This window comes from Pseudothioglobus sp. nBUS_23, from assembly GCF_051201565.1.
In the GTDB taxonomy this organism is placed as follows: domain Bacteria; phylum Pseudomonadota; class Gammaproteobacteria; order PS1; family Pseudothioglobaceae; genus Pseudothioglobus.
Genome location: NZ_CP179200.1, coordinates 1198443 through 1217752 on the forward strand (window position 1 = coordinate 1198443; position 19310 = coordinate 1217752).

The following is a 19310-nucleotide window of genomic DNA, read 5'->3' on the forward strand; positions in this document are numbered from 1 at the left end:
ATAGCCTCTAAATATCTATTAAGTTATAGACTTAGTTTATGGAGTCTTCTAATGCCTTTCCAAACTCAGAACAAGAAAGCTTTGTGGCGTCATCAATTAGCCTCTCTAGGTCATAGGTGACCGTCTTATTTTTGATTGTTTTTGACATCGCATTTAAAATGAGATCAGCAGCCTCTGTCCAGCCCATATGTCTAAGCATCATTTCAGCAGAGAGAATCAGAGAGGATGGATTTACCATGTCTTTTCCAGCATAGCCTGGGGCAGTTCCATGTGTCGCCTCAAAAACTCCAACACTATCAGAAAGATTAGCACCTGGTGCAATTCCAATTCCACCAACTTGAGCTGCTAGAGCGTCAGAAATGTAATCACCATTCAGATTCAGAGTGGCTATAACTGAGTACTCAGCTGGACGAAGAAGTATCTGTTGTAAAAAGGCGTCAGCGATTGTGTCATTGATGATTATTTCCTTACCAGTCTTTGGATTTGTAAAGCTACACCATGGACCACCATCAACCTCTTTAGCGCCAAACTCATCTTTGGCTAACTGATAGCCTGTGTCACGAAAAAGGCCTTCAGTAAACTTCATAATATTTCCTTTATGAACAAGGGTTACTGAGGGTTTATCATTGTCAATTGCGTATTGAATTGCAGCTCTGACAAGTCTAGTAGTACCCTCGGTGGAAACTGGCTTAATTCCAATACCTGAAGTTTCAGGAAAGCGAATCTTAGTCGCACCCATTTCATTTTGAAGAAAGTCAATAACCTTGGTGACTTCCTTAGAACCCTTAGGAAACTCTATACCTGCATAAATATCCTCAGAGTTCTCTCTAAAGATAACCATATCCACCTTTTCAGGATGCCTGACAGGCGAGGGAGTTCCATCAAAATACTGAACAGGTCTTTGGCAGATATAGAGATCAAGAATCTGCCTGATAGCAACATTAAGTGATCTCATACCGCCGCCAACAGGTGTAGTTAAAGGCCCCTTAATTGATACCGAAAACTCTTTTATTGCTTCTACCGTCTCCTCTGGCAAATACTCACCATAAATACTATCAGCTTTCTCACCAGCATAAATTTCCATCCAATGTATTTCTCTCTCACCACCATAAGCCTTCTTAACTGCAGTGTTAACAACATCAAGCATGACAGGCGTAATATCAATACCAATCCCGTCTCCCTCTATGAAGGTGATGATCGGGTTATTTGGAACATTGAGTTCATTGTTTTCAATTGTAATTGGACTACCTGACTCAGGAACAGTGATATTTTTATAGGTCATTTTTTATTTCATAAAGTTGATATTTCAAGACGCATTATTATACCGTCTTCTTTTACAGAAAGTTGATTTGAGTTTTTCGCATAGTAATTTTTTCTGATTGAAATCTCTTCGAATCCAAGACTTAAATACAATGCAATAGCTGCAAAATTTCCCTGCCTTACCTCCAAGAATAAAGTTTTAATATGTCTTTTTTTGAGATTCATTGATAAGTGCTCTATTAGGCTAGAGCCATAACCTTTTCTTTTGAAATCTTTATGTACAGCTAAATTCAGAATATCAGCAGTGTCAACGGATGGCATTGCAATGATAAAGCCAATAATCTTAGATTTAACTTCAAGCATATAGCACACGTTGTTAGGATTTGAAATACTCTCTGAAAGCTGTTTTTTTGACCAGGGATTCTTTGAACTCTCTTGCTCTAATTGAGCAGCGGTATCGATTTCATACAGAGTGAGTTTTTTAAAGGAAGTACTGATAGGCTTTGTTGTCAGTTTCGTTTTGGTAGTAATAACCAATTTCATCAAACCTAGACTCAAGATCTGACACATCGTCCACCTGAAGACCAATTAACACTCTTCCAAAATCAGCGCCGTGGTTTCGATAATGGAAAAGGGAAATATTCCATTTTGTTTTTACTTTTTTAAGAAAGTTTAATAGTGCTCCAGGCCTCTCTGGAAATTCAAAACGATAGATTACCTCATTTTCAGCATTCGCGTGACCTCCGACCATATACCTGATGTGAGTTTTAGCCATAGAATTATCACTCATATCAATAACCTCGAAGGATTTACTGAGTCTCGTTAAGAGTGCTTGCTTTTCAGTTTCCCCTTTGCTTAGCTTTATTCCAACAAAGATATGAGCATCCTTTTTGGCAGCATAGCGGTAGTTAAACTCAGTAATTGATGAGTTATCTAAGAGTTCACAGAAACTTAGGAAGCTGCCAGGCTCTTCAGGAATAGTTACAGCCACAATTGCTTCATTAAGCTCACCTAAATCAGCCCTTTCAGCAATATATCTGAGTCTATCGAAGTTGACATTTGCACCTGATACAACTGAGACAATATTTTTGCCTTGGAGTCCATGCTCTAAGATATACTTTTTGACACCTGCTGTTGAGAGAGCTCCCGCTGGCTCAGAGACAGAACGAACATCTTCATAGATATCTTTAATCGCGGCACACATTTCATCATTGCTAACCAAAACAACATCGTCAACAGATTTCTTAGCTATTTCGAATGGAAGCGCTCCAATCTGCTTCACTGCTACGCCATCAGCAAATCTTCCAACGTCATCTAAAACAACTCTCTCGTTAGCCTCTAAAGCCTTAAAAAGTGTCGGTGAATCTAATGGCTCGACACCAATCACTTTAATATGAGGAGCATAGTGCTTGATGTAACTCGCCATACCAGAAATCAAACCTCCGCCGCCAACTGGAGCAAACACATAGTCGATTTCATCGAGTTGTGATAATACCTCCTTGGCAACAGTTGCTTGACCTGCGATAACCTCAAAATCATCGTAAGGACTAATAAAACATAGGTTTTGCTCTGTCTCTAACTTTTTGGCATGATGAAAAGCATCATCATAAACATCGCCATGCAAAATGACTTCTGCACCTAGTTGCTCAACAGCTTGAACTTTAATTTTAGGGGTACTTGTAGGCATCACAATGATTGCTTTAATATTGAGCTTACTGGCCCCAAGAGCTACTCCCTGAGCGTGATTCCCAGCTGAAGAGGCAATGACCCCTTTGCTTTTTTGTTCCTCACTCATTGAGCTCATTTTTTGATAAGCACCACGAAGTTTAAAGGAATGAATGACCTGATCATCTTCTCGCTTGAGATAGATTTGATTTTTAAATCTCTTCGAAAGCTGCTGGGCAATCGAGAGTGCAGAAACTTTTGCTACGTCATAAACATTGCTGTTGTCTGCCAAGTCAATTAGTGCACTCATAGAGCTCCTTTAAATAATCAACACCTACCATTGTATGGTGTGTTGGCATGCCATAAACCATCTGAAAAGGCTGGTTCTCTTCACCTAAATGATCAAGAACAACCAATGCACCTTTAAAGTTATCTGCCATAGTATACTCGCTAAGCGTCACAACTGTATTCAGACCTGATGCAGTTGAAGCTTTAAAGCCAATTTCAGAGTCTTCAAAAGCGATGCAATCTTTTGCACTTAGATTCATTTTTTTGAGAACGTAATTGTATATCTCTGGTGATGGCTTTTTATTTTTGACAACGTCTCCCGCACCAATTATTTCAAAATTATTCATCACGTCCTTACCCAATGAGGATTCTAAAATCGCTCTAACATTTTCAAAAGAAGTTGTTGTTGCAATTCCGAGCCTCAAATTATTATCTTTCGCTTCATAAATTAGCCGCTCAACACCGATTCGAAGCGATATTAATCCATCTGATATTTTACTGATAAAAATATCAGTTTTCTTTCTATGAATATCTGCAATCTCAAGACTACTCGATGATTTTAATAGGTCAGGTTTATATTTCTTAATGAAAAATGCAAGCCTTTCTTTGCCTCCACTGACACTCAGCAACTCTGCATAAAGCTCACTATCCCAATAACAGTCCAGCCCATAAAATTCAAAAGCTTCATTGAACGCTCTAAGGTGGCCATCGTGCTCTGTGTTTGCCAGAGTTCCATCTACATCAAATATTAAAGCTTTAAGAGCCACGATGATTGAATTTAATTGAGTTAAAATGACAAAAAATCATTGCTATTTTAGGCAATTTTTGGTAAAAACTACATTTTTTTACAAACTAACACTAATGACAGATCCAAACTTTGATGAAATTCCTGCCTACATTCCAAAAAAAGGTGAGGAGTTCATGTCATCCGGTCAACTTAAGCACTTTATTCATAAGCTTAATGTTTGGAGAGATCAGTTAGTTTCTGAAGCTGAATCAACCATCAACCATATCCAAGAGGACTCGACACCGGTTGCTGATATCAACGACAGAGCTACAATTGAAGAGGAGTTTGCTCTCGAGCTCAGAACAAGAGATCGTGAGAGAAAGCTTATTAATAAGATTGATAAGACGCTTCACTTGATTGATATGGGTGATTATGGTTACTGCAAAACTTGTGGTATTGAGATCGCACTTAATCGACTAGAAGCTCGTCCAACTGCTGATCAGTGCATTGACTGCAAGACAGTAGAAGAAAGAAAAGAAATCTAACTTTTTTTAATTAGTCGTTTGATATTTTCTAATCAGAAATGCTGATAAGATGTTCTTGGTCCTGTGTAACCGACAACTTCTAACTTTTTCTGAGAGTTAATCTCACCGATTCTCGTGACTCTTGACCCTAGACTTTCTGAAATCGCTGATATTTTATCTCTCTTTGACTTGCCCGCTGTAAAGCAAAGTTCATAGTCATCACCACCACATAAAGGCAAAGACCAGTCATTTGTATCTTTGACATAATGCATAACTGAATCACTCAGGGGTAACTCTTGAGTATCAATGATTGCGCCAACACCTGAGGATTTTAAGATGTGAGACAAATCCTGCTCAAGGCCGTCAGAAACGTCAATACATGAGCTTGCTAGATTTTTTAGTGCTGAACCTAACTCTAAATGAGGAATGGGCCTATTGAGAGCGTTAAGATCGCTCTCTAATGGTATTTCTCCTTTTTTGATTTTTTTAAGACACAATGCTGCAGAACCAAGCTCTCCTGATACATAGATGTCATCGCCATCTTTTGCACCTGACCTTTTAATGGGGTTATTAATTTCTATTGAACCCATCATGGTAATTGAAATGTTTAAGGGTCCTTTTGTAGTGTCTCCGCCAATCAAATGGACATTGAACAGCTTAGAAGACTCCTTGAGGGAAGAGGAGAAATCTTTTAACCATCCTTTATCGAGCTCAGGAATAGTCAATGAAAGGGTGTAACATTTTGCAGTCGCTCCCATTGCAGCAATGTCGCTTAAATTAACTGCCAGTGATTTGTAGGCAATATCTCTAGGTGAGGCGTCTTTAAAGAAATGAATGCCTTCAACAAGGGTATCAGTTGAGGTGACTAGCTGATGACCTGGATTGAGAGTAAAAAGGGCAGCATCATCACCAACCCCTAACTCAATACTTGGGTCAGTTATCTCCCAATTGAAATAACTTTGGATTAGATCGAACTCATTCATCTTGATTAAGCGCTGAGGCCTTTGAAGTGGGATTGAATGGACTCTGACAACGCTTGAAGGTCATAACCCCCCTCCAAAAATGAGATCACTCTTCCTTTAGAGTGGCGATTAGCAATGCCAACAATGTCTTGAGTCATTGTAAAGTAGTCTTCTGAGTTTAAATTAATGGTGGCCAGTGGGTCTCTTTTGTGGGCATCAAAGCCAGCTGAAATAATAATAACTTCTGGCTCAAAGTGCTCAACATTGACCAGAATCTTCTCGTTGAAAACTCTCAAAAATTCTTCACTAGAGGTGCCCGCCTCGATAGGAGCATTAAAGATGTTTCCAGCGCCTATCTCAGACTCTAATCCTGTTCCAGGAAATAAAGGGTGTTGATGAATCGAACCATAGAGTACTGAATTATCGTTATAAAAAATCTCTTGTGTGCCGTTTCCATGATGCACATCAAAGTCAATGATTGCTATTTTTTTTATGTCATAGTTTGACTGCAAATATCGCGCTGCAACTGCCGCATTATTTAAAAAACAAAAACCATTCACTCTATTCGTTTCAGCATGATGTCCAGGGGGCCTTACTGCACAAAAAACCCTCTTAGAGACTCCATCCATTAAGTCTTTTGAAGCGCTTATTCCAGAGCCACAGGCTCTGAGAATTGCCTCCTTTGAGTCTGGACATAGAAGGGTATCCGCATAGGGCTCCTTTTCAACACCTACTAAGCCTTGACTTGGAATCATTTCAAAAATCTCTTCGAGATATGACTGCGGATGCACTAGATTAATATCCTTGTTTTGAGCTTTTGGAGCTTCTTTTAGGTCAATAGAGATGTCATCAATCCTTTGGATTGAGTCAAGTATAGATTCTAGGCGTTCTTTTCGCTCAGGATGACCCTCACCATTTTCTTTTGAAAGGCATGCAGAATGAGAATAAACCCTGATATTTTCCATTCTTCCCCTTAAGTTAATCTAGCATAAGAATGCTATAGATCTACATGTAAGCGTTTTCTTTATAAGAGTGATCAGTTGCATCAAGTACAGCAGAAATTTCAGGGTATAAACCTTTAAGTTGTTTTTCAACACCATCTTTAAGGGTCATATTAACTGAACTACAGCCCTGACATCCACCCCCAAAGTTGAGAACAACCTCATTCTTTTTAGTGATTTCAACAAGATCAACAAAACCACCATGAGAGGCAAGGCTAGGATTGACCTCAGTGACGATTGTAAAAAGGACCTTTTCTTCTAGAGGCGCATCATCTTTTGGAGCCTCTCCTTTAGCATTAGGAGCTGTAATCGTTAATTTTTTGTTAGTCCCATCAATTTTTAAAGCAACATGAGAGTCACTCAGATACTGGTTATTGGACTCATCAATAAAAGCGCTGAACCCTACAAAAGGAAACTCTTGATAGGTTTCAGGAAGGTCGCTTTTAATGCAAAAGTTAAATGTTACAGTTGCAACTGGAGTGCCAGGCTTTTCAACATCTACCTTAAGACCAAGATCTTTTTCGTCCTGTTGCTCAAAAAGGTCAGCAACATAAATTTCTGCTTCTTCAGTAATACTAAACATTCGTTCTCCTAAATACTAGATTATCAATCAGTCGAGTTCCACCAAACCGTATTGCAGATATTATAATAATTTCTGTAGTTTTAGTCTCGATTTGTGTAAGGTTATTTGCATCTAAAACTTCTAAGTACTCAACCTCAAAGCTTTTACCTAGTGTTTTTATTGCATCTTTTTTAACTTCAGGAAAAGAATTTCCCCTTAAAATTGAATCCCTGGCATCACACAATACTGAATAAAAGTGGGGCGCCCTCTCCCGTTCCAAATCACTCAAATATTGATTCCTAGTACTCATTGCCAATCCATCATCCTCCCTTTGAGTCGGTATGGATTCAATTTTTAAATCAAGACTAAGATTGTTAACTAATGTTTTAATGATGAGTAGCTGCTGAAAATCTTTTTCGCCAAAAACTGCTAAGTTAGGTTTAACAATTTCAAAAAACCTTTTAACCACTTGTGCAACACCATCAAAATGGGTAGGCCGGAAAGCACCGCAGAGTATCTGACCAATCGCTCCAACCTTATAGTCAGACGTGGTTCCATGAGGATATATTTCCTCTTTAGAAGGAAGAAATAATGCGTCAACATTTTTTGACTCTAATAGCAACTTATCTGCTTCAAAAGTATTAGGATAGTCATCAAAGTCCTCGCCCCTTGCAAACTGAGTTGGATTGACAAAGATACTAACTACTACAATTTCAGAAAGGCTTTTAGCCTTATCAACTAAAGAAACATGTCCGTCATGAAGGCCTCCCATAGTTGGAACTAAAGCTATTTTTTTGCCCTCCAATCGAAGACTATCTAGATAGAGCTCAAGATCTTTCTGGGTCTTAAAAATTTCCATCAATAACTCTCACTTTGGGAAGGAAAAGTTTTCCCTTTAACCTCCGCAACAAATGACTCAACTGCTTCAGAAATGGTGTTTTGATTGTCAAGAAAACTTCTTACAAACCTTGGCTGCTTGCCAGTAGTAATTCCTAACATATCATAACTGACTAGGACCTGTCCATCGCAATCAACTCCAGCGCCAATGCCTATAGTTGGTATTGTTAATTTTTCACTGACAGTTTTTGCTAAATCACTCGGAATGCATTCGAGTACCAAAGCACTTACCCCTAAAGACTCTAACAAAATTGAATTATCAATGATTCTCTGGGCAGAACTCTCGTCTCTACCTTGCACTCTGTAATCATCAGACTTGATAACAAGTTGGGGCTGAAGACCTAAATGACCACAAATATTGATATTGTTTGAGATTAATTTTTTAATGACGTCTTCATGCTCACTTCCGCCCTCAATCTTGACCATTCTTGCGCCAGCATCTATAAATGCTTTCGCATTTTCAAGAGCGTCATCAGGATTATCATAGCTAGAAAAAGGCATATCAGAAATGATGAGTGCATTGTTGCTAGAGCCAGAAACTATAGAGGTATGATAAATCATATCACTGATTGAAACTGATCTCGTATTTTCCTTCCCCTGAATAACCATTCCAAGAGAGTCACCTATTAAAATAGCATCTACCCCTGACTGATCAAGGATCTTAGCCATAGATGCATCATAGGCTGTCAGGCAGGTGATTTTTTGGCCCTGTTCTTTAAATAAACTTAACTCCGAATGCTTCATATTTTTTTTACATCAAGTTTGTTAACTCTATCTATTAATTTTTTTACTGGTCCCAATAGGGGGACATTTATTTCTTTATCAATTTCATACAAAGGAACCATCACAAAGGCTCTATCAATCATTTCAGGGTGAGGTATAGATAATCGATCACTAGAAATAACCTGTTGCTCATAGAGCAGTATATCCAAATCAATTGTTCTTGATCCCCATTTTACCTTTCTAATTCTTTTCTGATTGTCTTCTATAGACTGACAAATATCCAGTAAATCAATTGCAGTTAGAGTGGTGTCTATTTTACAAACAGCATTTATATAATTTGGGCCAGGCATATCGAGGAGCGGCTTCGATTTGTAATGACTGGAAACACTGATCAACTCTATTCCATCAGAACCAGCTAGAGCGCTGAGTGCATTTTCAATTTGCGCACTTGGGTTATGAAGGTTTGAGCCTAAGCCGATATATGCTAACAATGAATTAATGTTCCTATGTATTCGCCCTTATATATTCTGGTCAAAACCTCTTTTTCTCTGCCCCAAGCAATATTCGATATGGTTTTTGACTCTGCAGCTTGCTTTGCTGCCATCACCTTTGAGTACATACCCCCAGAACCCAATGCGCCGCCTGATTTTCCTGCAACTCTCTCTAATTTTTCATCATTAAAATGAATTTCTTTAATTAGTTTAGCATCGATATTTTTTCGAGGATCTTCATCAAAAACGCCATACTGATCTGTCAAAATAATGAGCTTTTCAGCATTCAAAAAGTTTGCGACCAAGGCAGCCAAGGTGTCATTATCGCCAAACTTAATCTCCTCAGTAGCAACAGTATCATTTTCATTAATGACTGGAACAATTCCAAACTCTAGTAAGTTATTAAGAGTTGCCGAAATATTTTCAAAGTGCTTTGAATTCAACAAATTATCACGAGTCAACAGTACCTGTGCAGTTTGCACTTTATGTTTTGCAAAGAGATATTCATAAGCCTGTACCAGTCCCATTTGACCTACAGCAGCGGCTGCTTGAAGTTTATGAATATCACTAGGCTTTTCTTTCCAGCCAAGACGCTTCATGCCTTCTACAATAGACCCACTCGACACTAAAACGACATCAATTCCATGGGATTGCAGTTCTACAATCTGTTCAACCCACTGAGATATCAGGCCCTTATCGATTCCCTTTCCATTATTCGTTAATAGGGCTGATCCAATTTTTACAACCCAACACTTATTCTTCATTTTTTTTCTCTATTAAGTCATACAAGCCAAAAATCAAAGACTTGCAGCCCATTCCATTTAATGCAGATATGTTAAACGCATTTCCTTTATATTTGACCTTTTTAAGGAAATCTTTAGTAGTTTTGTCTCTTTCACTCTCTTCAAGTAAGTCAATTTTATTGATGGCCACATATCTAGGTTTTTTAAATAACTCTTCATCAAATTTCTTTAATTCAGACTCAATTGTCAAATAATTGCTCACAGGATCAGAGCCATCAGATGGAAGAATATCAACAACATGTAAAAGTGCCCTTGCTCTTGAAAGATGCTTTAGGAATTCAAATCCAAGACCTACTCCTTCACTTGCTTTTTCTAATAAACCTGGAATATCTGCCATCACGAAGTGATTGCTTCCAGCCTTGACAACACCTAGACTTGGATGCAGAGTGGTAAAAGGGTAGTCTGCAACTTTTGGTCGAGCACCAGAGATTTGCCTAATGAGACTTGATTTTCCCGCATTAGGCATACCCAAAAGACCCACATCAGCCATAATATTTAACTCCAAAGCAACTTCTCTTGATTCACCAGGAGTTCCAGGTGAAGTTTGTCTTGGCGCACGATTAACAGATGATTTAAATCTAGCATTGCCGAGCCCATGAAAACCACCCTTAGCAACCAGTAAGACCTGTTCATGAAGAGTAATCTCTCCAATCACTTCATCTGTTGCCAGGTCAATAATCTTGGTTCCTAAAGGAATCTCAACATAGAGGTCTTCAGCAGACTTGCCTCTTCGATCCCTGCCCATACCGGGCTGACCATTCTTGGCCCTGTATAATCGATTGTATCGAAACTCACTGAGCGTATTGAGCCCTTCCTGACCTCGAAAGTATACGCTCCCGCCGTCTCCACCGTCTCCGCCATCAGGACCACCGTCTGGTATATATTTTTCTCGACGAAAACTCAGGCACCCAGCACCTCCCTTTCCGGCCTCAACAACAACGCTCGCAGAATCAACAAATTTCATAATTTTTAATATTCATAATAAAGATTCTAATCAGGATCATAATAACGAAACTCTCAAAGAAAAATAGATGTAATGAAAGTTACACGATAAAGCTATAATATCAGCGAACTATTATACCTTTTTTGCCTTACATAAGCCCTTTAGAAGAGATTTAAGGATTTAACGATATGAAAATTCGAAAATACTATCTAATCAATTTACTTAATGAATAGATTCATATACTCCTTCATCATTTGGCTGAGCATCCCATTTGCAATTCTAAAGATACTTTTAAAAGACTCTCATGATTTGTCATGGAAAGTTAAGCTTAAAAATCAGTTAGGGTTTATCCAAAAAAAATCGGGCAGAGTTATCTGGATTCATAGTGTCTCAGTAGGAGAATTTAATGCCTCAAAGCCTCTAGTTGATTCACTTATGAGTCTTTATCCAAACCATAAAATTGTTATTACTACGACCACTATGACTGGCTCTAAAGCCGTTAAAAATCATTACAAAGGTAATGTCAACCACTATTTTTTTCCTTTTGATGCAGGCTCAATATTAGAATCCTTTCTTGGCGCAATTAAACCTGAAATTTGCATTTTGATGGAGACTGAGATTTGGCCAAACCTGATACATTTATTAAATAAAAAAAATATACCTGTCGCCCTCATTAATGCTCGGTTGTCAGAAAAGTCATTCAATAAGTACCAAAAATTCTTCCCTAAACTTGTCAGCGAATCTCTCAGCAAGCTCAGCATTATTTGTCCGCAAAACACTTATTCTGCAGATCGATTCATCAAGCTTGGGGCAAAAAAAGAAGACTTGCTGATAACCGGAAGCTTAAAGTTTGACAACAATGACTCAATTGATACTGATTTAATTAAGTCATTGACAGCAATGGTTGGCGACAAACATGTGGCTGTGTTTGCAAGCACCAGGGATGGTGAAGAAAAATTAATCATTGACAGTTACTTAAAGTTAAAGGAGCGCATCGATTCTCTTCTGGTTATCATTCCTAGGCACCCTGAAAGGTTTGAGGATGCCGTAAAGATTGCTAAGAATTCTGGTCTAAAAGTAGAAAGAAGGTCGCAAATTAAACGTTGTGCTGAAGATACTGATATTCTCATCGGAGATAGCATGGGAGAAATGATGGCTTATTACTCGGTCTCTGATATTGCCTTTGTTGGGGGAAGTCTCACCAACAATGGCAGTCAAAATATGCTTGAAGCGGCCTCTTTATCAAAGCCAGTTATTTTTGGTCCTAGCACCTACAATTTTGAGGAGATTTCAAAGCAGCTATTAGACAATGATGCATCAATTCAGGTAGCTAATGCGGATGAACTCATGCAGACTATTTCTGAATTGTCAGCAGATAAAACACGAAGTGATATGCTCGGCGCTAACGCTAGAAAAACCTTTGAGGCAAATCAAGGAGCAACCAACAAGACACTCAGGGCAATCAAGCCTTACCTGAAAGCTTAAGCAATTCTCTTAGGCGCCTTCTTTTAGATAGATCTCGCTATCATTTTTCAAAAATTCTTCAGACTTTTTATCCATCTCAACTTGAATCTCCTGAATCTTTTCAACGGCGGCATTATCCAAACCTTTGATGTCTTGAGAAATCTTCATAGAACAGAACTTGGGCCCACACATTGAACAAAAGTGAGCTGTTTTGGCTGCTTGCTTTGGCAGCGTTTCGTCATGAAAGCTTCTTGCAGTATCAGGGTCCAGCGCAAGGTTAAATTGATCTTCCCATCTAAACTCAAATCTCGCCTTTGAGAGCGCGTTATCCCTAATCTGAGCACCTGGATGCCCCTTAGCTAAATCGGCTGCATGTGCCGCTATCTTGTAGGTAATGATTCCAGTTTTGACATCATCCTGGTTCGGCAGACCAAGGTGCTCCTTGGGAGTGACATAACAGAGCATTGCACAGCCGTACCAACCAATTTGTGCAGCTCCAATTGCTGAGGTTATATGGTCATATCCTGGCGCGATATCTGTTGTCAAAGGCCCTAAAGTATAGAAAGGAGCTTCACCGCACTCTTTCAGCTGCTTTTCCATGTTGTCTTTGATCATGTGCATTGGCACATGTCCGGGACCTTCAATGAAAGTCTGAACGTCATGCTTCCAAGCAATCTTTGTCAGCTCACCCAAAGTCTCAAGCTCTCCATACTGGGCAGCATCATTGGCGTCTGCAATTGAACCTGGTCTCAGGCCATCACCAAGTGAGAAGGTTACATCGTATGCCTTCATAATCTCACAAATGTCTTCAAAGTGAGTATAAAGAAAGCTCTCTTTATGATGTGCTAGACACCACTTGGCCATAATTGAGCCACCCCTAGAGACTATTCCCGTAACCCTATCCATCGTCAGCGGGACATACTTAAGCCTCACTCCGGCATGAATTGTAAAGTAGTCAACACCCTGCTCAGCCTGCTCTATAAGAGTATCTCTGAAGACCTCCCAAGTCAAATCTTCAGCAATACCTTTAACCTTTTCGAGTGCCTGATAGATAGGCACAGTTCCAACCGGAACTGGTGAGTTACGAATAATCCACTCCCTCGTCTCATGAATATTTTTTCCAGTTGAGAGGTCCATGATTGTGTCAGCACCCCAGCGCACTCCCCAAACCATTTTTCCAACCTCCTCGTCTATAGAAGAGCCGAGTGCCGAGTTACCAATATTTCCATTAATCTTAACCAAGAAGTTCCTTCCAATAATCATTGGCTCTGTTTCAGGGTGATTAATATTGTTTGGAATGACTGCACGGCCACGAGCAACCTCATCTCTAACAAATTCTGGAGTAATGGTTTTAGGCGTCGCAGCGCCAAAACTCTCGCCCTGGTGCTGTCCAATTTGGTCCTGGTATTCCTGCCAGAGACAGTTCTCTCGAATCGCAATGTATTCCATTTCAGGAGTGATGATGCCCTGTCTTGCATAATGCATCTGAGTCACATTTTTTCCTTTTTCTGCTTTTCTGGGCGCTCTTAAGTGCTCAAACCTGAGTTCGTCTAGCTCTTTATTGTTGAGTCTTTCATTCGAAAACTTTGAGCTTACACCATCCAATACTTCAGTATCTCCTCTCTCTTCTATCCAGTTACTTCGAATCGAGTCAATTCCTTTTCTGTAGCTTATTGATTTATTAGGGTCAGTGTAAGGGCCGGAAGTATCGTACACGTGGACTGGGTCATTTTTCTCAGCAAGGTCACCTATCGTATCGGTGAGCTCTATTCGCCTCATTGGAACCAAAATATCCTCCCTCGAACCTGTCGCATAGACTTTTGTTGAATTAGGAAAAGGCTCTACAAATGCCTTGTTAACGCTTGATAAACTTGTAAGTGTGTCGGATGATTGCTTCATTATTGTATAATTTAGTTAATGTTACTTTAGGAATCAAAATGTCCATTTTAACTCATCGACCAAGAAGATTGAGAAAACAAAAATTTAATCGGTCCCTAGTTCGAGAATACGCTTTGAGTGCTAGTGATTTAATTTATCCTTTGTTTGTGATTGAGGGTGAAAACAAAAGAGAAGCAATTGAATCTATGCCCGGAATAGAAAGGGTCAGCGTTGATCAGCTTTTAGTTGAGGCCAAAGAAATTATTGATTTAAAAATTCAAGCAATAGCGCTCTTTCCAGTCATCAGCTCAGATAAAAAAACAGAGGAGGCTGGTGAGTCTTATAACCCTGACGGCCTTGTTCAAAGAGCCGTGAGATCACTTAAAAGAAACTTTCCTGAGCTTGCAGTAATCACTGATGTCGCACTGGACCCTTTTACGAGTCACGGCCAGGATGGTTTGATTGACTCTGATGGATACGTCTTGAATGATGAAACCGTCGAAGTGCTTATCAAGCAATCCCTTTCTCACGCTGAAGCAGGTGCTGACATTATTGCACCCTCAGACATGATGGATGGAAGAATTGGGGCAATTAGAAAGGCTTTAGAAGAGTCAGGATACATCCATACAAACATACTTTCATACTCTGCAAAGTATGCTTCATCATTCTATGGCCCTTTCAGGGAGGCAGTAGGCTCATCAGGCAACCTTGGGAAATCAGATAAAAAAACTTACCAAATGGATCCGGGTAATTCGAATGAAGCACTTCGAGAGGTAGAGCTTGATATTAGTGAAGGCGCAGACATGGTTATGATTAAACCTGGATTGCCCTACCTCGATATTGTTTCAAATGTAAAACAAACCTTTGGCGTTCCAACTTTTGCTTATCACGTCAGTGGCGAATACGCCATGCTGAAAGCTGCTAGCCAAAACAATTGGATTGAGGAAAAATCTACTGTGCTCGAAACTCTTTTGTGCTTTAAACGTGCTGGCGCTGATGCAATTCTCACTTACTACGCAAAAGATGCAGCCAAATGGATTAATTAGTAATGATATACTCTTGAAAAAATAGATAAAAATGAATCAAAAAGCCGCCTTCTATTTAATTTCAATTGTCCTTGTTTTCTTCATTGGCTATTCCTATTCTCAATATAACACTGAACCGCCAGAACCTGTGATTATCAATTTAGATAATTCAGATGAAATTGAGCAGTACAGAACTGATATTTCAAGCCTAAAGCTACAACTTGATGAGCTCGATACACAACTCATAAAAACGCTTGATGAATTCAAGATTACAAGTAAAAAACTCATACTCTCGTCCAGTAAAGTTAAGGTTTTGGAGGATGAATTAAATTTAATCCAACAAAAACACGATGATTTAGAATCTAAATTAACTCAGCGTGATGCAACAATTTTATCTGACGAGAAGGAAATTAACTCCCTTAGAAATTTGTTAGAAAGCACTTTAATTGAACTTGAGTTGAGTCAATTTGAAATCGAACTTCTTGAAGAGCAGCTTTAAACAGCTATTCAAGAGTAATAATTTACAAAACTTTCTATACTCTCTCTCGTTGTTCGGTAGGAATTAACGATGTGCTCTTTATCTTCATAGCCTATTGCTAATCCGCACAAAACAAGTTTATCCTTAAACTCAGGAAGCTCTTGGCGAACTATATCAGGATACTCTCCTAATGCGGCCTGTGGACAAGTTGCTAAGCCATGCTCGACAGCAGATAGCATAATGGATTGAATAAACATGCCGTAATCCATAAATGAGCCTTTCTCCATAGATTTATCAATAAAAAATAGCAGGATAACTGGTGCATTAAATGCTTGATAATTGAGGGCCCACTGATCGATTTGTCTTTCTTTGTCTTCCCGCTCTATCTCTAGAGTTGAGTAAAGCAACAAGCCGCATTCTTTTCTTCTTTCTTTGTACTCATTTTTCCATTCCACAGGATAATACTTGTAATCCATTGACCCTTTATCACCGGCTCTAAAAGCTTCCTCAAATTTATTGCAGAGATTGTTTTTGCTTTCTCCAGTTAATACTGCAACCTGCCATGGCTGAGTATTAACTCCTGATGGAGCTGTCTTAGATTGCTCAATAATTTCATTAATCACGTCAATTGAAACCTCTTTATCTAAAAAAGCTCGTGTAGATTTTCGATTTAATAAAGCAGTTTTAACATCCATCATTGACTCCATTGTCTCTCAAGTAGTTAATTAACAGGCTTTGCATATAGAACAATTATATTTCCTACTATAATTAATAATACGCCTACTAAACCAATCCAGCTCCACTGATAGTTTTCAAACAGAGTTGATAAAAGAAGTGCAATCGTAGGAGTAAAAATATTGACATAGGAAGCCTTATCTGCGCCAATATTGCCAACAAGCTTAAGGTAAACACCAAAACCAATGACTGAAGCTATGACAGCCAAATATACCAAAGATATGACGTAGCTATAGCTTGTATCAAAGCTGAAACTAACATCACTAAAACTGATATATAAAATGAGAATCAGAGAACCATAAAGCATACTGAAAGCATTACTCTGTACCAGAGGTATTTTTCGAGCTTGAAATTGCCCAGATAGAAGCATCCCAATAGATGCAAAAAAGGTTGCCAATAACATCCATATAAAGCCCTTAGCTACATCAGAGCTTAAAGACCACTGCGTATTACTAATTTCATTTGAAAAAATTATCGAGAGTCCGCCAATGCCAACTACTGCGCCAATCAGAATTGGTAGCCTTATTGGTTTATTAAAAAAAATAAATCCATTAAAAACTGTAAACAAAGTCAGGGTGGAAAAAATAAGACAAATCAGTCCTGTAGCCAAATAAAAGGTTCCAAAGTAGGCACAAATATAGTTAATACAAAACAGAAAAAAACCAAGTAAAAGCCAATTTGCATGGTCTCTCCAAGGAAAATTAAGCTTGAGCCCTCGAATGAAACACCAAGCAAAAAGCAAGAGGGATGCTAATAAGAAACGCCATACTATTGATACTTGCGGTGCTACATCACTGAGCTGAAAACTGATCGCAAACCACGAAGAGCCCCACGCCAAAAGAACAACAAAGTAAAGGAGCGCATTCATTGTGCTGAACAATTAAAAAAGTTTCTATTGAACTCTATTAGAAATCAAATCATCCACAACACCAGGCTCAGCTAAAGTCGACGTATCTCCGAGCTCCTCATAGTCATTCTCAGCAATTTTTCTCAGAATTCTTCTCATGATTTTGCCTGACCTTGTCTTAGGTAAGCCTTGTGCAAATTGAATCTTATCAACGGTTGCTATTGGGCCAATTTCTTTTCTGACTAATGCTACAAGCTCTTTTTTCAGCTCTTCAGTGCCTTCAATGCCGCTCATCAAAGAAACGTATGCATAGATCCCTTGGCCCTTTATATCATGCGGCATTCCAACCACTGCAGCCTCACTTACATTGGTGTGAAGAACAAGCGCTGATTCTATTTCAGCAGTTCCGAGACGATGTCCAGAAATGTTAAGGACATCATCGACTCTTCCTGTAATCCAGTAATAACCATCGGCATCTCTTTTAACCCCGTCACCCGCAAAATATTTTCCAGGGAATGTTGAAAAGTAGGCCTCCATAAAGCGCTCATGATTGTTGTACAAGGTTCTCATTTGACCAGGCCATGAACGAGCTAGAACCAGAACACCTGAAGCCTCACCCTCGAGCACCTCTCCTTTCTCAGTTAATACTTGCGGCTCGACTCCAAAAAAAGGCTGCGTAGCAGATCCCGGTTTTAATTCAGTAGCATAAGGCATTGGCGTTATCATGTGGCCACCGGTTTCAGTTTGCCACCATGTATCAACGACCGGACATCTCTCTTCACCAACAATACTGTAATACCACTCCCAGGCCTCGGGGTTAATAGGCTCTCCAACGGTTCCTAAAACCTTTAAACTAGATCTAGATGTTTTCTGCACAAGTTCGTTTCCTGCTCCCATCAAAGCTCTAATGGCAGTTGGCGCTGTATAAAAAATATTGACTTGATGTTTGTCAACTACCTGCCAAAATCTTGAAGCATCCGGATAATTTGGAACACCCTCAAACATCAGCGAGGTTGCTCCATTCGCAAGTGGTCCATATACTATATAGGAGTGGCCTGTAACCCAACCCACATCTGCAGTACACCAATAAATATCTCCCTCTTGATAGTCAAAGGTGTATTTATGTGTCATCGCAGCATAGAGTAGATAACCGCCTGAAGTATGAAGAACACCTTTGGGTTTGCCAGTTGACCCTGAAGTATAAAGAATGAAAAGTGGCGTCTCTGCATCAAACATCTCGCATGGAAACGTAGAAGAAGCATCTTTGAGCAAATCATGGTACCAAACATCTCTTTCTGACCATCCTATTTCATTGCCTGTTCTTTTAACAACGACTATATTTTCAACGCAGTCGCACTCTTTGACTGCTATATCTACATTAGCTTTGAGGGGTATAGATTTACCCCCACGAACTCCTTCATCAGCCGTAATGACTAGCTTACATTCGCTATCAAGTATTCTATCTCTGAGAGCATCTGGAGAAAAACCACCAAAGACAACCGAATGGATTGCGCCCAGTCTTGCACAGGCAAGCATAGCTACAGTTGCTTCAACAATCATTGGCATGTAGAGACAAATCCTATCACCCTTTTCAACTCCAAGATCTTTCATTCCATTTGCAAATTTACAGACCATCTCATAAAGCTCTTGATATGTTATTGATTCGCTAGAATCTGGGTCATCGCCCTCCCAAATGATTGCAACTTGATCAGCACGTTCAGGCAAATGTCGATCTAGGCAGTTGTATGAAACGTTTAAAGTTGCTCCTTCAAACCATGCAATTTTTCCTTTAGAAAAATCGACATCTGAAACTTTATCCCATTTACTATTCCAAGTGATAAATTTTTCGGCCTGTTCTTCCCAAAAATCATCAGGACTATCAATTGATTGTTGATACATTGAATGATACTTTTTAGCATCAATTAAGGGCTCTCTATTGCTTTGCATGATTGGATATTTCATCAAAAACTCCGATTAATCGATTTATCAAAAAAATCAATGTTACCAAACTCGATGACTGGATAGCTTAAATATATT

20 protein-coding genes are annotated in these 19310 nt (G+C 39.2%); 4 read left to right on the forward strand and 16 right to left on the reverse strand.

The features are described 5' to 3' along the window. Positions 1-31: 31 nt before the first annotated feature. From icd to ACMAZA_RS06120, 4 genes are read right to left on the reverse strand one after another with little or no spacing between them, the layout of a single operon-like run. Complete coding sequence (gene icd / locus ACMAZA_RS06105) at positions 32-1282, reverse strand: NADP-dependent isocitrate dehydrogenase (RefSeq protein WP_435187902.1); 1251 nt, start codon at positions 1280-1282, stop codon at positions 32-34. A gap of 8 nt (positions 1283-1290) precedes the next feature. After that, entirely contained in the window at positions 1291-1803 is a 513-nt protein-coding gene (gene rimI, locus ACMAZA_RS06110) for a ribosomal protein S18-alanine N-acetyltransferase (protein WP_435187904.1), read from the reverse strand. Beyond that, positions 1742-3235, reverse strand: a complete 1494-nt coding sequence (gene ilvA / locus ACMAZA_RS06115; protein WP_435187906.1) for a threonine ammonia-lyase, biosynthetic — start codon at positions 3233-3235, stop codon at positions 1742-1744. Before ilvA ends, rimI begins: the two co-directional genes overlap by 62 nt. Further along, positions 3219-3980: an HAD-IA family hydrolase gene (locus ACMAZA_RS06120; RefSeq protein WP_435187908.1), complete on the reverse strand. Its 762-nt coding sequence runs from the start codon at positions 3978-3980 to the stop codon at positions 3219-3221. The genes ilvA and ACMAZA_RS06120 overlap by 17 nt, the downstream gene beginning before the upstream one ends. A 94-nt stretch (positions 3981-4074) precedes the next feature. Between ACMAZA_RS06120 and dksA the strand changes: the two genes are divergently transcribed. Then, positions 4075-4485: an RNA polymerase-binding protein DksA gene (gene dksA, locus ACMAZA_RS06125; RefSeq protein ID WP_435187910.1), complete on the forward strand. Its 411-nt coding sequence runs from the start codon at positions 4075-4077 to the stop codon at positions 4483-4485. A 32-nt stretch (positions 4486-4517) separates the two neighbouring features. Here dksA and thiL read toward each other — a convergent pair whose 3' ends face one another. Genes thiL through cgtA form a run of 8 tightly spaced genes read right to left on the reverse strand, consistent with a single transcriptional unit; the run spans position 4518 to position 10867 of the window. After that, a complete protein-coding gene (gene thiL / locus ACMAZA_RS06130) occupies positions 4518-5447 on the reverse strand; it encodes a thiamine-phosphate kinase (RefSeq protein ID WP_435187912.1) in 930 nt (309 codons plus the stop codon). Between the two features lie 5 nt (positions 5448-5452). Then, on the reverse strand, positions 5453-6391 hold the full coding sequence (locus tag ACMAZA_RS06135; RefSeq protein ID WP_435187914.1) for a histone deacetylase family protein: 939 nt from the start codon (positions 6389-6391) through the stop codon (positions 5453-5455). A 40-nt stretch (positions 6392-6431) separates the two neighbouring features. Continuing rightward, entirely contained in the window at positions 6432-7010 is a 579-nt protein-coding gene (locus ACMAZA_RS06140) for an NfuA family Fe-S biogenesis protein (RefSeq protein ID WP_435187916.1), read from the reverse strand. Further along, positions 7003-7848: a pantoate--beta-alanine ligase gene (panC, locus tag ACMAZA_RS06145; RefSeq protein WP_435187918.1), complete on the reverse strand. Its 846-nt coding sequence runs from the start codon at positions 7846-7848 to the stop codon at positions 7003-7005. The genes ACMAZA_RS06140 and panC overlap by 8 nt, the downstream gene beginning before the upstream one ends. Continuing rightward, positions 7848-8630 (reverse strand): 3-methyl-2-oxobutanoate hydroxymethyltransferase, encoded by a 783-nt coding sequence (gene panB / locus ACMAZA_RS06150; RefSeq protein ID WP_435187920.1) that lies wholly within the window; start codon positions 8628-8630, stop codon positions 7848-7850. Before panB ends, panC begins: the two co-directional genes overlap by 1 nt. Further along, complete coding sequence (gene folK, locus ACMAZA_RS06155; RefSeq protein WP_435187922.1) at positions 8627-9100, reverse strand: 2-amino-4-hydroxy-6-hydroxymethyldihydropteridine diphosphokinase; 474 nt, start codon at positions 9098-9100, stop codon at positions 8627-8629. Before folK ends, panB begins: the two co-directional genes overlap by 4 nt. Further along, positions 9094-9864 carry a glutamate 5-kinase gene (gene proB / locus ACMAZA_RS06160; protein WP_435187924.1) on the reverse strand — a complete coding sequence of 257 codons (771 nt, stop codon included), beginning with the start codon at positions 9862-9864 and terminating at the stop codon, positions 9094-9096. The genes folK and proB overlap by 7 nt, the downstream gene beginning before the upstream one ends. Then, on the reverse strand, positions 9854-10867 hold the full coding sequence (gene cgtA / locus ACMAZA_RS06165; RefSeq protein WP_435187925.1) for an Obg family GTPase CgtA: 1014 nt from the start codon (positions 10865-10867) through the stop codon (positions 9854-9856). The genes proB and cgtA overlap by 11 nt, the downstream gene beginning before the upstream one ends. Positions 10868-11071: 204 nt before the next feature. Between cgtA and ACMAZA_RS06170 the strand changes: the two genes are divergently transcribed. Next, positions 11072-12331 carry a 3-deoxy-D-manno-octulosonic acid transferase gene (locus ACMAZA_RS06170; protein WP_435187927.1) on the forward strand — a complete coding sequence of 420 codons (1260 nt, stop codon included), beginning with the start codon at positions 11072-11074 and terminating at the stop codon, positions 12329-12331. A gap of 9 nt (positions 12332-12340) precedes the next feature. Here the strand turns inward: ACMAZA_RS06170 and thiC are convergent, their stop codons facing one another. Beyond that, entirely contained in the window at positions 12341-14209 is a 1869-nt protein-coding gene (thiC, locus tag ACMAZA_RS06175; RefSeq protein ID WP_435187929.1) for a phosphomethylpyrimidine synthase ThiC, read from the reverse strand. 38 nt (positions 14210-14247) lie between these two features. Here thiC and hemB point away from each other — a divergent pair, with 38 nt between their 5' ends. Together hemB and ACMAZA_RS06185 are read left to right on the forward strand one after the other, a co-directional pair. After that, positions 14248-15234 carry a porphobilinogen synthase gene (gene hemB / locus ACMAZA_RS06180; protein WP_435187931.1) on the forward strand — a complete coding sequence of 329 codons (987 nt, stop codon included), beginning with the start codon at positions 14248-14250 and terminating at the stop codon, positions 15232-15234. Positions 15235-15265: 31 nt separating this feature from the next. Beyond that, on the forward strand, positions 15266-15712 hold the full coding sequence (locus ACMAZA_RS06185; RefSeq protein WP_435187932.1) for a hypothetical protein: 447 nt from the start codon (positions 15266-15268) through the stop codon (positions 15710-15712). Positions 15713-15720: 8 nt separating this feature from the next. Here the strand turns inward: ACMAZA_RS06185 and ACMAZA_RS06190 are convergent, their stop codons facing one another. Genes ACMAZA_RS06190 through acs form a run of 3 tightly spaced genes read right to left on the reverse strand, consistent with a single transcriptional unit; the run spans position 15721 to position 19235 of the window. After that, positions 15721-16386: a nitroreductase gene (locus ACMAZA_RS06190; protein ID WP_435187934.1), complete on the reverse strand. Its 666-nt coding sequence runs from the start codon at positions 16384-16386 to the stop codon at positions 15721-15723. A gap of 26 nt (positions 16387-16412) precedes the next feature. Continuing rightward, positions 16413-17294, reverse strand: coding sequence for a DMT family transporter (locus tag ACMAZA_RS06195; protein WP_435187936.1), 882 nt, complete (start codon positions 17292-17294; stop codon positions 16413-16415). A gap of 24 nt (positions 17295-17318) precedes the next feature. Next, entirely contained in the window at positions 17319-19235 is a 1917-nt protein-coding gene (gene acs, locus ACMAZA_RS06200; RefSeq protein WP_435187938.1) for an acetate--CoA ligase, read from the reverse strand. Positions 19236-19310 lie beyond the last annotated feature (75 nt).

Coding starts and splice junctions, on each gene's coding strand:
- ACMAZA_RS06195 (WP_435187936.1), bottom strand. CDS start 17,294: ATGAATGCGCTCCTTTACTTTGTTGTTCTTTTGGCGTGGGGCTCTTCG.
- acs (WP_435187938.1), bottom strand. CDS start 19,235: ATGAAATATCCAATCATGCAAAGCAATAGAGAGCCCTTAATTGATGCT.
- ACMAZA_RS06185 (WP_435187932.1), top strand. CDS start 15,266: ATGAATCAAAAAGCCGCCTTCTATTTAATTTCAATTGTCCTTGTTTTC.
- rimI (WP_435187904.1), bottom strand. CDS start 1,803: ATGAAATTGGTTATTACTACCAAAACGAAACTGACAACAAAGCCTATC.
- ACMAZA_RS06140 (WP_435187916.1), bottom strand. CDS start 7,010: ATGTTTAGTATTACTGAAGAAGCAGAAATTTATGTTGCTGACCTTTTT.
- proB (WP_435187924.1), bottom strand. CDS start 9,864: ATGAAGAATAAGTGTTGGGTTGTAAAAATTGGATCAGCCCTATTAACG.
- dksA (WP_435187910.1), top strand. CDS start 4,075: ATGACAGATCCAAACTTTGATGAAATTCCTGCCTACATTCCAAAAAAA.
- cgtA (WP_435187925.1), bottom strand. CDS start 10,867: ATGAAATTTGTTGATTCTGCGAGCGTTGTTGTTGAGGCCGGAAAGGGA.
- thiL (WP_435187912.1), bottom strand. CDS start 5,447: ATGAATGAGTTCGATCTAATCCAAAGTTATTTCAATTGGGAGATAACT.
- ilvA (WP_435187906.1), bottom strand. CDS start 3,235: ATGAGTGCACTAATTGACTTGGCAGACAACAGCAATGTTTATGACGTA.
- ACMAZA_RS06170 (WP_435187927.1), top strand. CDS start 11,072: ATGAATAGATTCATATACTCCTTCATCATTTGGCTGAGCATCCCATTT.
- panC (WP_435187918.1), bottom strand. CDS start 7,848: ATGGAAATTTTTAAGACCCAGAAAGATCTTGAGCTCTATCTAGATAGT.
- hemB (WP_435187931.1), top strand. CDS start 14,248: ATGTCCATTTTAACTCATCGACCAAGAAGATTGAGAAAACAAAAATTT.
- panB (WP_435187920.1), bottom strand. CDS start 8,630: ATGAAGCATTCGGAGTTAAGTTTATTTAAAGAACAGGGCCAAAAAATC.
- icd (WP_435187902.1), bottom strand. CDS start 1,282: ATGACCTATAAAAATATCACTGTTCCTGAGTCAGGTAGTCCAATTACA.
- ACMAZA_RS06135 (WP_435187914.1), bottom strand. CDS start 6,391: ATGGAAAATATCAGGGTTTATTCTCATTCTGCATGCCTTTCAAAAGAA.
- ACMAZA_RS06190 (WP_435187934.1), bottom strand. CDS start 16,386: ATGGATGTTAAAACTGCTTTATTAAATCGAAAATCTACACGAGCTTTT.
- thiC (WP_435187929.1), bottom strand. CDS start 14,209: ATGAAGCAATCATCCGACACACTTACAAGTTTATCAAGCGTTAACAAG.